Source organism: Acidovorax sp. GW823-FHT05D11, assembly GCF_058795695.1.
This window is the reverse complement of sequence record NZ_CM179502.1, coordinates 3,846,222-3,859,423: the sequence shown is the minus strand read 5'-3', so window position 1 is coordinate 3,859,423 and position 13,202 is coordinate 3,846,222. Positions and strand designations below refer to the sequence as shown.

Annotated in this window: 10 protein-coding genes; 4 read left to right on the top strand and 6 right to left on the bottom strand. The window is 65.9% G+C overall.

Annotated elements, in window-relative coordinates:
- The first annotated feature begins 117 nt into the window (after nt 1–117).
- On the top strand, nt 118–1,662 hold the full coding sequence (locus AC3RCE_RS17770; RefSeq protein WP_492253601.1) for a serine hydrolase: 1,545 nt from the start codon (nt 118–120) through the stop codon (nt 1,660–1,662).
- Between the two features lie 15 nt (nt 1,663–1,677).
- Here the strand turns inward: AC3RCE_RS17770 and AC3RCE_RS17765 are convergent, their stop codons facing one another.
- The 3 genes from AC3RCE_RS17765 to AC3RCE_RS17755 are packed head-to-tail and all read right to left on the bottom strand — an operon-like array spanning nt 1,678 to nt 4,573.
- Nucleotides 1,678–2,334, bottom strand: a complete 657-nt coding sequence (locus tag AC3RCE_RS17765) for an ABC transporter ATP-binding protein (protein ID WP_218295492.1) — start codon at nt 2,332–2,334, stop codon at nt 1,678–1,680.
- Complete coding sequence (gene miaA / locus AC3RCE_RS17760) at nt 2,331–3,338, bottom strand: tRNA (adenosine(37)-N6)-dimethylallyltransferase MiaA (protein ID WP_492255404.1); 1,008 nt, start codon at nt 3,336–3,338, stop codon at nt 2,331–2,333. Before miaA ends, AC3RCE_RS17765 begins: the two co-directional genes overlap by 4 nt.
- Nucleotides 3,339–3,340: 2 nt before the next feature.
- Nucleotides 3,341–4,573: a multidrug effflux MFS transporter gene (locus AC3RCE_RS17755; protein WP_492253600.1), complete on the bottom strand. Its 1,233-nt coding sequence runs from the start codon at nt 4,571–4,573 to the stop codon at nt 3,341–3,343.
- Nucleotides 4,574–4,817: 244 nt separating this feature from the next.
- Between AC3RCE_RS17755 and AC3RCE_RS17750 the strand changes: the two genes are divergently transcribed.
- Entirely contained in the window at nt 4,818–6,113 is a 1,296-nt protein-coding gene (locus AC3RCE_RS17750; RefSeq protein ID WP_218340292.1) for a serine hydrolase domain-containing protein, read from the top strand.
- 21 nt (nt 6,114–6,134) lie between these two features.
- Here the strand turns inward: AC3RCE_RS17750 and AC3RCE_RS17745 are convergent, their stop codons facing one another.
- Together AC3RCE_RS17745 and gdhA are read right to left on the bottom strand one after the other, a co-directional pair.
- Nucleotides 6,135–6,968 carry an alpha/beta hydrolase gene (locus tag AC3RCE_RS17745; protein ID WP_369642940.1) on the bottom strand — a complete coding sequence of 278 codons (834 nt, stop codon included), beginning with the start codon at nt 6,966–6,968 and terminating at the stop codon, nt 6,135–6,137.
- A gap of 138 nt (nt 6,969–7,106) precedes the next feature.
- The gene (gdhA, locus tag AC3RCE_RS17740; RefSeq protein WP_492244087.1) at nt 7,107–8,450 is read right to left on the bottom strand and encodes an NADP-specific glutamate dehydrogenase; all 1,344 of its coding nucleotides are present in this window, start codon (nt 8,448–8,450) and stop codon (nt 7,107–7,109) included.
- 244 nt (nt 8,451–8,694) lie between these two features.
- Between gdhA and AC3RCE_RS17735 the strand changes: the two genes are divergently transcribed.
- Complete coding sequence (locus AC3RCE_RS17735) at nt 8,695–9,858, top strand: glycerophosphodiester phosphodiesterase (protein ID WP_218295488.1); 1,164 nt, start codon at nt 8,695–8,697, stop codon at nt 9,856–9,858.
- A gap of 81 nt (nt 9,859–9,939) precedes the next feature.
- On the opposite strand, the gene AC3RCE_RS17730 is transcribed toward AC3RCE_RS17735, so the two are convergent.
- Complete coding sequence (locus AC3RCE_RS17730; protein ID WP_218295487.1) at nt 9,940–10,767, bottom strand: methyltransferase domain-containing protein; 828 nt, start codon at nt 10,765–10,767, stop codon at nt 9,940–9,942.
- 492 nt (nt 10,768–11,259) lie between these two features.
- On the opposite strand from AC3RCE_RS17730, the gene AC3RCE_RS17725 reads away from it, so the two are divergent.
- Nucleotides 11,260–13,134, top strand: a complete 1,875-nt coding sequence (locus tag AC3RCE_RS17725; protein WP_492253599.1) for a glycosyltransferase family protein — start codon at nt 11,260–11,262, stop codon at nt 13,132–13,134.
- The last annotated feature ends 68 nt before the right edge of the window (nt 13,135–13,202 follow it).

Genomic DNA, 13,202 nt, shown 5'->3' with positions numbered 1-13,202 from the left:
CTGGCGCGGCACATCCTCGCCTCGGGAGTGTTGTGGATGGCGCTGGCGGGACATGCCGCCCCGCCGCCGACGCCAGCCCCGCCGCCAGGCTTCGACTGGTCGGGACCCGCGGACACCATGGCCGCTGCCGCGCTGGGCCCGTTGCGCGGCGCCGCCGAAGTGGGGGTATGGCACGGTGGCCAGGCCCGTTTCGGCACGGCCCGCAACCGTGTGGCAGAGGCACCTGCCCAGGCGCTGTTCGAGGTGGGCTCGATCAGCAAGGTGTTCACCGGCCTGCTGCTGGCGCAGGCGGTGGAGCGCGGCGACATGGCGCTGGACGACACGCTGGGCGGGCTGCTCAATGGCACGCCCGCCGTGGCGCCCACCTTGCCCGCCCCGGTGGCCGCCATCACCCTGCGCCAGCTGGTCACGCACACCTCCTGCCTGCCACGCCTGCCGGCGGACTTCCGCCGCGATTCGGACGCCGCCAACCCCTATCTGCGCTACGACCGCCCCCGCCTGTGGCAGGCCTTGGCCGATGCACGCCTGGCGCAGTCGCCGCCGTGCGCGGGCGTGTACAGCAACCTTGGCTTTGCGGTGCTGGGCGAGGTGCTGGCGCAGCGCTATGGCCAGCCCTGGGCCACGCTCGTGCACGAGCGCATCACCGGCCCGCTGGGCATGCAGGACACGGTGCAGTCGCTGGGCGGCAAGGCGCCGCGCCTGGCTGCGCCACATGAAGGCGAGACGCCGGTGTCGGTGTGGGAGTTCGATGCCTTTGCCGGTGCGGGGGCCCTGCGCTCCACGGCGGCCGACATGCTGGTGTTCAGCCGCGCGCTGCTGGCCGGCGCGCGGGGGCCTCTGGGCCCGGCGGCCGAGCGCCTGTTCACGCCGCTGGCGGACCACGACGGCGGCCAGATCGGCTACGCCATCATGCTGCGCGAGCGCGACGGGCTGCGCACCTGGCTGCATGGCGGCGGCACGGGGGGCTTTCGCAGCGTATGGCTGCTGGCACCCGACCGGGGCGAGGCGGTGATCGCCCTAGTGGCCAACGCACGGGCCGCGCAGCAGGATGTGATGACGCCGCTGCTGGCGCTGCGCTACCCCGTGCCGCCCGGCCAGCCCGCCACCGACGCGGCCGCGTTGGCGCCGTACGAAGGGGTCTACCGCGCGTCGCCTGCGGTGGCCCTGAGCCTGGCCCTTGTGGATGGCCAGTTGCAGCTGCGGCCCACTGGCGGTGTGTTCGAGCCGCTGCAGGTGCTGGGGCCCGACGCCTTCACGCAGCCCGCATCGGGCCGGCAGCTGCGCTTCGAGCGCGACAAGGAAGGGCGGCCCGCGGTGCTGCGCTACACGCGTTTTGGCGCGCGCTTGACGGCCCTGCGTGCGGAGGAACCGCTGGTTGGCCTTGCGCCGCCACAGTCGGACGAGGTGCTGGCCCCGTACCTGGGCCGCTACCGCCTGCGCGGCGGCAATGTGCTGGATGTGCAGGCCACGGGTGGCCGCCTGCAGGTGCGCCTGGGCTCCCAACCGCGCTACACGGTGTACCCGCTTCCCGGCCAGCAGGACCGGTTTGCGTACGACGCGGTGCGGGCGGAACTGGAGTTCGAGCGTTATTCCAGCGGCGAGGTGCGTGCCGTGGTGCTGCACCAGAACGGGCGCTTCCGCGCGCCCCGCCTCGAACCGTGATGCGGGTGTTACGGGTCAGCCGCTCGCGCTGATGCCGTCGCTGCGCAGCCGCAGCACCCGGTCGGCGCGGGCGGCAGCGGCATCCGAATGCGTGACCAGTACCAGCGACGCGCCGTGCCCGCGCGTCTGCGCGAGCAGCAGGTCCATCACGCGGGCGGCGGTGGTGGGGTCGAGGTTGCCGGTGGGTTCGTCGGCCAGCAGCAGGGCGGGGCGATGGACCAGCGCGCGGGCGATGGCCACGCGCTGCAGCTGCCCGCCGCTCAGTTGTTGCGGCAGGCGCGCGCCCAGTGCGCCCATGTCGACGGCGTCCAGCATCTGCTGAACACGCGCCGGGTCGTTGCGGCCCAGCAGCATCAGCGGCAGGGCCACGTTCTGCGCCACGTCCAGGTGCGGCAGCACGTGGAAGGCCTGGAAGACAAAGCCCACGTGGGCGCGGCGCCACAGGGCGCGCCCCGTGTCGTCGAGCTCGCCCAGGTCGGTGGTGCCGTGGGTGATGCGGCCGGTGTCCCAGCTGTCCAGCCCGGCCAGGCAGTTGAGCAGGGTGGACTTGCCCACGCCCGAGTCGCCCACGATGGCCACGAATTCGCCGGGCGCCACGGTGAACTGCACTTGGGCGAAGACCGGCGTGTCGCCGTAGCGCTTGCCCAGCTGTTCGGCGCGCAGCAGCGTCATGGCGTGGCCTGCTCGCGCTGCGCGAGCCGCCGCAGCACGGCCTGCACGAGCCGGGCCGTGGCGTCGGGCTGGTCGCACGCAATGGTGTGGCGCCCCGGCATGCCGCGCAGCCAGGTGATCTGGCGCTTGGCGAGCTGGCGCGTGGCGGCAATGCCGCGCTCGCGCAGGTGGGCCAGGTTCAGGGGCGTGCCGGGTGCGCGGGTGGCCTGGAAGTCCAGCTCTTCCCACGCCTGGCGGTAGCCCACGCAGCGCATGGATGGCAGGTCCGGATGCAGGTCGCCGCGCGCGCGCAGGGCCCGCACTTCATCGAGGAAACCTCCAGCGAGCATGGCGTCAAAGCGCTGGGCAATCCGGGCGTGGAGCCAGGCGCGGTCCTCCGGTTCCAAAGAAAAGAGGGCTGTAGCGCTTGCTGGATCTGCGCCTGCAGCTCTCTTTTTTGTAGTGTGAAAGCTCGACAGGGGCTGGCCGGAGACATGCCACACCTCCAGCGCGCGCTGGATGCGCTGGCTGTCGGCAGGCGCCAGGCGGGCGGCGGTCACGGGGTCGACCGCCGCCAGTTCCGCATGCAGCGCGGGCCAGCCCAGTTCGGTGGCCCGCGCTTCGATCCGCGCGCGCACGGCGGGGTCGGCGGCGGGCATGTCGTCGATGCCGTCGAACAGCGCCTTGAAGTACAGCATGGTGCCGCCCACCAGCAGGGGCAGCGCGCCGCGCGCGCGGATCTCGCCGATGAGCCGCGCCGCGTCCTGCACGAACTCGGCCGCGCTGTAGGCCTGCAGCGGGTCGCGGATGTCGACGAGGTGGTGCGGCGCGGCGGCGCGTTCCTCGGGGGCGGGCTTGGCGGTGCCGATGTCCATGCCCCGGTAGACCAGGGCGGAGTCGACGCTGATGATCTCCACCGGCACGCCCTGGCTGCCCAGCACGGCGGCCAGCGCGAGCGCGCCCGCCGTTTTGCCGGAAGCCGTGGGACCTGCCAGGGCGATGGCGGGCAGCAGGGGCTCGGGCAGGGTCACGCACGGGCTCCGAACTTCTGCACCAGCGTCCACGAGATGAGCGCCAGCGCGGCCGACCAGAACCAGATGCCGTTGACCAGGGGCCACACGGTGCCGTCCAGGCGCGCGCCCAGCCAGCCGCCGATGGCAAAGGCGGCCAGCATCATCATGAAACCATTGAGCGCCGACGCCACGCCCGCCGCCTGCGGAAACGGGCCGACAGCGCCGCTTTGCCCGCAGGGCTGGTGGATGCCGTGGCCCAGCATGAAGAGATAGAAGGGCAAGGTCAGCGCCCAGGGCTGGTGCCAGCCCACGTGCGCCACCAGCGCCATCAGCGTGCCGCCGCTGATGCTCAGTGCCCCCGCGATGGCCACCGTGCGCTGCAGGCCGAAGCGGGCCAGCAGGCTGCGGCACAGGAAGGTGCCGCCAAAGTAGGCCAGGCAGGCAGACGCCATGGTCCAGCCGTACTGCGTGCGGGTGAGGCCCAGCACGTCGATGTAGACGAACGAAGAGGCTGCCAGGAAGGTGAACAGGCCGCCGTAGGTGGCCGTGGTCTGCAGCGAGAACGCCCAGAAGGTGGGGTGGCGCAGCACCTGCATCCAGGTGCCCAGCAGCACGCGCGGCTGCAGTGCCTGCGGGTTGCGCCGCGCCAGGGTCTCGGGCATGCGCAGCGCCACCAGGGCCAGCGTGACGACGGCATACACCGTGAGCGCCAGCAGCGCCGCGCGCCAGCCCAGCCATTCGCTGAGCAGCCCGCCCATGGGCGCGCAGATGCAGGCCACGATGCCCAGCCCCGTGAGCGCCTTGGACATGGCGCGCGCGCCGTCGAGCGGCGTGTACAGGTCGCGCACGATGGCCCGCGCGCACATCACCACCGCGCCCATCGCGGCGCCCTGGGCGATGCGCCACACAATGAGCAGCGCCATGGTGGGTGCAAATGCGCTGCCCAGCGATGCCAGGGTGTAGATGCCGAGCCCCGCCAGCAGGATGGGCCTGCGTCCGAAGCGGTCCGACAGCGGCCCCCATACCATCTGCGAGCAGCCAAACGCCAGCAGCAGGCCGCTGAGCGTGAGCTGCGCGGCCGCCATGGGTGCGCCCAGGCTGCGCGTGAGGGCGGGCAGGGCGGGCAGGTACAGGTCGGTGGTGACGGGCTGGATGGAGAGCAGCAGCGCGAGCACCAGGATGGCCAGGCCGGGCTGGATGGAGGCGGAAGCAGCCGTGGGCACGGCGGTGGCGGAGGGGGCAGACATATCTGTCTGAGGGTACCAGATGGGGCACGGGCGCCTTGCCGGGCGGGGCTTGTGAGAGATGGTGAGAGTTGGTGTGTGACGCGCGTCGCGCGGGTGACAGGGCGCGGGGCCGGTGGCGCAGCACCATGGTGGTGCGGCTGGCCGGATCCAGGCCGCCGCACAACAACACACAACACAACAAGCCAGGAGACATCCCATGCACAAGATCACAACCCGCCGAGGGTCCCAGGGCTGGCGCCCCGCCATGACTACCCGGCTGCGCAGTGCGCTGGCGCTGGCCGCCCTGGGCACCGCCCTGGCCGCCCAGGCACAGGCCCCGGCCCTGCCCGCGCCAGAGAGCGTGACGCTGGACAAGCTGGGCTACATGACCACCTTCCCGCCCGAGGGCGCGCAGCGTGTGGACCTGAGCAATTCCTTCAAGTACCCCCAAATGCGCTGGGCGCTGCAGCACCTGCGCGAGCTGCAGCCCACGCACAACATCCGCCGGGGTGGGGCGGCTGCATCGGCCCTGCCTGCAGACCCCAAGCCCCTGGGCGGCGTGGTGTTTGATGACGACAAGGGGCAGCCCATCACGGTGGACCAGTGGCTCACCCGCACCTACACCGATGCGCTGGTGGTGGTGCACAAGGGCCGCGTGGTGTACGAGCGCTACGACAACCAGATGAAGCCGTACACGCCGCACCTGCTGTTCTCGGTCACCAAGTCGTTCACCGGCCTCATGGCCGCGCAACTGGCGCACGAGGGCAAGATCGACCCCAGCGCGCTGGTCACCAAATATGTGCCGGAGCTGGCCGACTCGGCCTGGGGCGACATGAAGGTGCGCGAGGTGATGGACATGACGGGTGCCGTGCGTTTCCGCGAGGTCTACACCGACCCCACGACCGAAATTTTTGGCTACAGCTGGTCCAGCGGCATGCTGCCACGCCCGCCGGGCTACCAGGGGCCGACCACTGTGTATGACTTCCTGAAGACGCTCAAGAAGGAAGGCGAACACGGCGCGGGTTTTGTGTACCGCACCGTGCATTCCGAGGTGCTGGGCTGGATTGTTTCGCGCGCCACCGGCAAGCACTGGGCCGAACTGATGAGCGAGAACATCTGGCAGAAACTGGGCATGGAAGAAGACGCCCACGTGATGGTGGACAGCGTGGGCACGCCGCTGCAGGGCGCAGGGCTCAATGCCACGGCGCGCGACCTGGCGCGGTTTGGCGAAATGCTGCGCCTGGGCGGCAGCTACAACGGCCAGAAGATTTTTGACAAGGCCGTGATCGACGATACCGCCAAAGGCGGCGACCGCGAGAAGTTCAAGATGGGCGGCATGGCGTTTCGCCCCGGCTACAGCTACCGCAACCAGTGGTGGGTGCTGCACAACGCCGATGGCGCCTGGGAGGCCGCGGGCATCCACGGCCAGTTCATCCATGTGAACCCGGCTGCCGAGATGGTGGTGGTCAAGCTCTCGTCGCACCCGGTGGCGGGCGCGGGCTTCACCCACCCGCTCACCCTCAAGGCCTGGGCGGCACTGGCGCAGGCGGTGCGGCGCTGAGGGCGTGCCCTCCAGGCCAAATTACTTCAGCTTGAAGAGAGCCACCATGGCCTCGCGGTAGAGGCCCTGGCCCACGGCGTTGGTGGTGTGGTGCGATCCACCCTCCACCAGCACAAACCGCTTGGGCTCGGCCGCCGCCTCGTACAGCTTGCGGCCCAGGCTGGGCAGGATGAGGCTGTCTTCGCTGCCATGCACCACGAGCAGGGGCGAGCCGATTTCGGAGACCTTGCGCACGGATTCGAAACGCTGGGTGATGAGGGCCGACACCGGCAACCACCCCCATTTGAAGGTGCTGACCACCTCGGGGATGCTCGTGAACGTGCCTTCGACGATGGTGCCCTGCTCGTCGGGGACCTGGCGGGCCAGGTCGATGGCGATGGCCCCGCCCAGCGAGTGCCCGAAGATGTAGCGCGGCGTGCCCGGCGCCTGGCGGGCGAGCCAGTCCCAGGCGGCGCGGGCGTCCTCGCCGGCCGTGACCTCGGAAGGCAGCGCGGCGCTGCTCTGGCCGAACCCCCGGTAGTCAATGGCGAGCACCGAGAACCCCAATTCCTGCATGCGGCGCATGCGGCCGGACGAGCCCGCCACGTTCCAGCGCGCCCCGTGCAGGTACAGCATCACGGGGGCGTCCGCGCGCGCATGGGCCAGCCACAGGCCGTGCAGCCGGCCAGGCTGGCCGGTGGCCTCGGACTGGAAATCGATCCACACGTCCTGCATGTCCTCGGTGGACTGGGGGCCGCCCCAGCTGCGGTCGCTGGGCTGGAAGATCCACTCGCGCTGCTTGGCGTCGAGGGTGGCGCAGCCCGCCGAGACGGCGATGGCCAGCGCCAGGGAGATCAGAAGGGGGGTGCGTTTCATGGAAAGGAGAGAGTCGCCATCGTGCCGGAAAGTTCTCGCACGGAAAGCAGGGTTTGTGCCCATCTTCCCGCAGAGCCCGCCAACTGCCCGGCAACTGCCCTTCTTTTCACCGCTTCTGAAACGTTTCCCGAAGAAAGGTCAGACCACGCCCTGCGCCAGCATGGCGTCGGCCACCTTGACGAAGCCCGCGATATTGGCGCCGTCCACGTAGCTCACGCTGCCGTCGCTGCGCTTGCCATAGTGCAGGCACGCGGCATGGATGCCCTGCATGATCTGCAGCAGCCGCGCATCGACCTCTTCGCGGGGCCACGACAGGCGGGCGGCGTTCTGGCTCATTTCCAGGCCCGAGGTCGCCACGCCGCCGGCGTTGCTGGCCTTGCCGGGGGCGTAGAGCACGCCTGCCGCCTCGAAGGCCTTGGCGGCATCGATGGTGGAAGGCATGTTGGCGCCTTCCGCCACGCAGACCACGCCGTTCCTGATCAGGGTGGCGGCGTCCTGGGCGTCCAGCTCGTTCTGCGTGGCGCAGGGCAGAGCCACGTCTACGGGCACGTGCCAGGGGCGCACACCGGCCTCGAAGCGGGAGCCCGTGCGAGCTGCGTAGTCGCTCACGCGGCCATACAGATGGTTCTTCACCTCCATCAGCTCGGCCAGCTTCTGCGGGGTGAAACCGTCCTCGTCCACGATGGTGCCGCTCGAATCCGACACGGTGACCACCTTGGCGCCCAGCTGCAGGGCCTTTTCGACCGCGTACTGCGCCACGTTGCCCGATCCCGAGACCGAGACGCGCATGCCGTCGAGCGAGCGGCCCCGGGATTTGAGCATCTCCTGCGCGAAATACACGGTGCCATAGCCCGTGGCCTCGGGGCGGATCAGCGATCCGCCGAACGACAGGCCCTTGCCGGTGAACACGCAGTCCGCCCGGTTGCTGAGCTTCTTCATCATGCCCGCCATGAAGCCCACCTCGCGGCCGCCCACGCCGATGTCGCCTGCCGGCACGTCGGTGTCGGCACCCACGTGGCGGAACAGCTCGGAGACGAAGGCTTGGCAAAAACGCATGACTTCACCGGGGCTCTTGCCCTTGGGGTCGAAGTCGGAGCCGCCCTTGCCGCCGCCCATGGGCAGCGTGGTCAGCGCGTTCTTGAAGGTCTGCTCGAACGCCAGGAACTTGAGCACCGACAGGTTCACCGAGGGGTGAAAGCGCAGGCCGCCCTTGTAGGGGCCGATCGCCATGCTGTGCTGGATGCGGTAGCCGCGGTTGACCTGCACGGTGCCATGGTCGTCCACCCACGACACGCGGAACATCACGATGCGCTCGGGCTCGACGAGCCGCTCCAGCAGGCCATGCTCGGCATAGCGGGGGTGCTGGGCGATGAACGGCCACAGGCTTTCCATGACTTCAGTGACGGCCTGCAGGAATTCGGGCTGACCCGGATTGCGGTGGGCCACGTGGGAAAGGAAGCTGCCTGCGGACTCGTATTTCATGTTCAAAAAGCTTTCTGCGTCAAAAAGCAGGCAATGGCGCGCTGCAACATCGAATTATGTTCAAAAGTTATACGTTTATGCGCATGCCTATGCACAATGGTGGGGAATGTGGCGGGTGAGTTGCCATATGTTGGTGCGGCGGGGGGCTGGCGTGGGCTGTCACCGGCGCGCAAAACGGGAGTCATCGCCTTGTCACAGGCGGCGGCCACAGTTCGGCGGTTCTAAACACAACGAGGAGAAGAGCATGCACATTCCTGGTGCGAAGTTGGGTGCGCTGGCCTTGCTGGCCACGCTGGCGGCCTGCGGCGGCAACGATGACAACCCCTATCCCACGCTGAATGGCGACAAGCCGCTCGTGATCGGCCACCGGGGGGCCGCCGGTTACCTGCCCGACCACACGCTCGAGGGCTACAAGCGGGCCATCGACATGGGCGCCGACTTCATCGAACCCGACCTGGTGGCCACCAAGGACGGCGTGCTCGTGGCGCGCCACGAACCCAACATCACCGGCACCACCGATGTGTCCACCCGCGCCGAGTTCGCGGGCCGCAAGACCAAGAAGATGGTGGACGGCGTGGAGGAAGAGGGCTGGTTCGTGTCGGATTTCACCCTGGCCGAGATCAAGACCCTGCGCGCCGTCCAGCCCCTGTCGGACCGCGACCAGTCGCACAACGGCAAGTACCAGATCCCCACCCTGGAAGAAGTGCTGGACCTCGCCAAGAACGAAGGCGCCAAGGCCGGCCGCACCGTGGGCGTGTACCCCGAGACCAAGCACCCCACCTTCCATGCCAAGCTGGGCCTGCCGCTGGAAGACCGCCTGCTCGCCACGCTGGCCAAGTACGGCTACACCGCCAAGAGCTCGCCGGTCATCGTGCAGTCGTTCGAGGTGTCCAACCTCAAGTACCTGCGCACCAAGACGCAGATCCGCCTGGTGCAGCTGGTGGACGCGAACGACGTGAACCCCGACGGCAGCATGGACCTGACCGCCCCCTACGACAAGCCCTACGACTTTGCGGTGGCCGGCGACGCGCGCACCTTCGCCAGCCTGCTCACCCCCGCGGGCCTCAAGGAGGTCAAGACCTATGCCGACGGCATCGGCCCCTGGAAGCCGTACCTCATCCCCTCCAAGCAGGTGGACGCCAACAAGGACGGCAAGGCCGATGACCTCAATGGCGACGGCAAGATCGACGAACGCGACCGCGTGATGATGGCGCCCACCGATGTGGTGAAGAATGCCCACGCCGCGGGCCTGATGGTGCACCCCTACACCTTCCGCAGCGAGGCCAAGCGCCTGGCCTCGGACTTCAAGGGCGACCCCAAGGCCGAGTACAAGCTGTTCTACAACCTGGGTGTGGACGGCGTGTTCAGCGACTTCCCGGACACCGCCAAGGCAGCGCGCGACAACTGATGGGTTGTGACCGTGCTGGCTGACGGTGGTCCTCACAAAAAAGCGCCGTAAGGCGCTTTTTCAATTCTGCATGGTTGCGAATTAATTGATATGGGGTACTGTCTTCTCGAAAATGAAAATGACCTCTTCCTTGTTCTTGATGATCAGTCGAATTTCGAATGCAAGATTATAAATATTTTTGATTTTTGAGAACATCTCCATCATGCCATCCATTGTCCAGGCATGAAAGTGAATGCTGTAGTTGGAGGTGTTCAGTTCTCTGGAAATCTCGCTTTCGAATTGAGCCAGCGAATCTCCTGATCGGCGTGGGAAAAGTCCTTTGTCCATGCCGTTGGCTGCAAAGATCTTCGCGAATTCTGCATAGGCGAGTTCTCTCGACCAGCTTGGCCCTTCTTCATAGTCTCTATGAATGTGCTCAAAGGGCGTCTGGTTTCTTATGCTGTCAAAGCTGTGGCGCATCTCCGGCAAGCTTAGATACAGAATTCCACTGTGTTTCAAGATTCTCAGCATGTTCTTGAAGCCCTTGACTGGATCTTCAAAATGCTCAAGAACGTGATTTGCAATAACAAAATCTTGCGAATAATCTCCCAATTTCGAAAGACACTCGCCATCATCCACGATGTCGGGCCGAACTACGGCGTTTAAATCAACGCCGAAATCGCTCATTGAAAGGCCAGCCACTTTGTGGTTGGCATCGAGATCGTCGATGTTGTATTTGTCGACGTAAGTGACCTGGGCTGTTGGCGGGACGGGAAGTGGCGAGGCAAAAGCACCTATTTCAATTCCATGGCCGGAAATAAAATTGTCAGCTACCGTCTTTCGCACCTCCGTCATGGAACCACAGAGCGAACTTTTCGCTGTTGTAGTCGGAATTTTGCTTTTCTCACGAAGATCGAATTCGATTTGCATGAGCTTGTTTTGAATGCTCTGTGTTCCGAGCAGTCTGCGGATGAAAGTAATGACTGAGTGCAGCAAGATTTAAGGTCCGTATTCGAATGCCCAGAAAATGCGTTGCCCGACTGTCAACGCCGGGGCGTGCTATTGCAGATTCAATTTTTTGAAAATATGGAAGATGTTGATCGGAGGTGAGGGAAGATTGGGTTTGCTTGCGGTAATTCTGTGCTATTTACGTTTTTTTTGAAGAAGCTCCGTGTACATCCGCATTATTCGTGTCGCGCTGGGTGGATCGCTGGTGCATGTGGTTTTGACTCGGTAGTGCGTAGCTCATAAGGCTGAATCCTGAGCTTTCCGTGATTGGGTTCCCGTAGCTGTAGTGTTGCCGAAACACGCGCTGCTGGGCTGATGCTTTGTATCCGGCATCTCCCAAACCCTTCTGTCGGCTAAAGTACCGCCTTTATAAATCAACAGCTTGCGGCCCTGAACCGAGAAAAAATCTTGCCTATGAATGCACCGCCTACCACCCTGCCACTGCGCTCCATCCGGCCTGGCGACTGGATTGCAGTGCTGATCCTGCTCGCCTTGAGTGTCCTTCAACTTTACTACTGTGACTTGACCTTTCACGGACCGGACCAGATTCGAGACATGGACACGGTGCGCCAGTGGTTGCACCAGGGCCAATGGCCCCAAAGCAGTACCCCGTTCAACGGGCGCCTGTACTTTCCGCCGGGGTTCTACTATCTGCTGGGATTGCCCCTGCTGGTCATTGATAGCGAAATCAGCATCTTCGTCGCTTTTGGCCTGTTTTATGTGGCTTGTATCGGGTACGCATGGTACACACTGAGCCGGAGCCTGGGAGAACGCATCGCGCTGGCCTATTTGGTGTTGTGCATGCCGATTTTCGGGAGCGTCTACACCCACAGTGCCTGGAATCCCGCGCTGGTGATGGGTCTCTCCAGCTTGGTGCTGACACTGTGGGTGCAGGCACTGCAACAGCCTCGTCAGGGATGGTTTGCGTTGGTGCTGGCAATGTTTGTGCTATTGCAGATACATCCCTCGGCCGCACCGCTGGGTGTTGCACTGGGTCTGTATGCGCTGGTCCACCCGGCGGTGCTCAGGCACCGCGCCACCTGGGCCTCCATTGCCATCGTGGCGGCACTCAGCGCCCTGTGGGCGGCCTGGGCTCAGCCCTGGAACATCCCACGCGTCGTTGCCGCTCCGCCCCCACCCACCCCGGGTGGCTGGTCCGCGTTGCCCGGCAGAATTCTCGATGCAGGCAAGTGGTGGGACGCACTGGCCATGCCCTACCACATGGTCGCGGGCATCAGCCCCGCTATTCCGGCGGTCACGGCCGCTGCGGCCGCGCTGCTGGGGGTCATGCTCGTCGGCGTGGCACTGGGGCTGGTGCACGCCATGCGCGCGCGCGCCATGCGCTGGGTGGCATTCGCGCTGGTGCTGTGGTGGGTCATGGCGATCGCGCTCTTGTCCCATGGAGCCTTCTGGCATCTGGATGTGATCCAGCCCTGGCTGGCCCTGGTTGCAGCCTATGGCTGGGCACGCACCAGCGAGCAATGGAACTGTTCTCCTTCGCCATGGCGGTGGTGTGCCGCTGGGGTCGGTGCCCTGGCCCTGGGTGGGCAGGTGGGGCTGTACCGGCAGTTCGAGGCACAGGGCCGGATTGACGTGTCAGCCAACGCATCGTTCTTTCCACGCATACAGGGCGTGGAACGCCTGATTCCCTCTTTCAGCTACCGGTATCTGCATGCTATGCAAACCTATTTGCAGACCGAAGGCATCTGCCAAAACCAATTGCGCGGCCTGTACTGGATGCTGGCGCGCGATATGACCAATCGCCAGTTCGATGCGCGTTGCCGCGACTCCGCCGGATACGCATCCGCCCTGCAATACCTGATCGAACCCACCCACCCCATCATCCCCTGGGCGCTAACGGAGGGACTGACTCCTGTGGCCAAGCTGCCCGGTGCCTCGGTGTATGCCTTGGCGCCATTGCCACTGCACATCAATGGCCGCGAGGGAGGAAATGTCTTTTCTGACGAAAAGGCAGACTACATGACATTTTTACCTGCCCGCCACGATCAGGGCATCAAGGTGCAGATCAGTGCGCAAGGCCCTACGGTGCTCCGTGTTTCGCTGCGTTGTACCGACGAAACAACTTTGCGCCTGCCGGACAGCTGGACGCTGGCACACGCCACATCGATGGCGCCGCCGCGCGCAAATCAAGTCAAGTACTTGGGCAGCAATTACTACACGTTTGAGTGGACTCTGCAGCCAGCCCAGGCCCACACTCCGATGACGCTGGCCACCCCACCGATCGTGACCCACTGCGATGTGTCGGCCGCGGCGCGTGCTTTGCCATAGCGCGCCGCCGTGCACATGGTGAGGAATTGAGGTATTGGAGAAACCTTTGTCGCGGCCCATGATGGGGC

Coding starts and splice junctions, on each gene's coding strand:
- AC3RCE_RS17770 (WP_492253601.1), top strand. CDS start 118: ATGGCCGCTGCCGCGCTGGGCCCGTTGCGCGGCGCCGCCGAAGTGGGG.
- AC3RCE_RS17765 (WP_218295492.1), bottom strand. CDS start 2,334: ATGACGCTGCTGCGCGCCGAACAGCTGGGCAAGCGCTACGGCGACACG.
- AC3RCE_RS17755 (WP_492253600.1), bottom strand. CDS start 4,573: ATGTCTGCCCCCTCCGCCACCGCCGTGCCCACGGCTGCTTCCGCCTCC.
- AC3RCE_RS17750 (WP_218340292.1), top strand. CDS start 4,818: ATGACTACCCGGCTGCGCAGTGCGCTGGCGCTGGCCGCCCTGGGCACC.
- AC3RCE_RS17745 (WP_369642940.1), bottom strand. CDS start 6,968: ATGAAACGCACCCCCCTTCTGATCTCCCTGGCGCTGGCCATCGCCGTC.
- gdhA (WP_492244087.1), bottom strand. CDS start 8,450: ATGAAATACGAGTCCGCAGGCAGCTTCCTTTCCCACGTGGCCCACCGC.
- AC3RCE_RS17735 (WP_218295488.1), top strand. CDS start 8,695: ATGCACATTCCTGGTGCGAAGTTGGGTGCGCTGGCCTTGCTGGCCACG.
- AC3RCE_RS17730 (WP_218295487.1), bottom strand. CDS start 10,767: ATGCAAATCGAATTCGATCTTCGTGAGAAAAGCAAAATTCCGACTACA.
- AC3RCE_RS17725 (WP_492253599.1), top strand. CDS start 11,260: ATGAATGCACCGCCTACCACCCTGCCACTGCGCTCCATCCGGCCTGGC.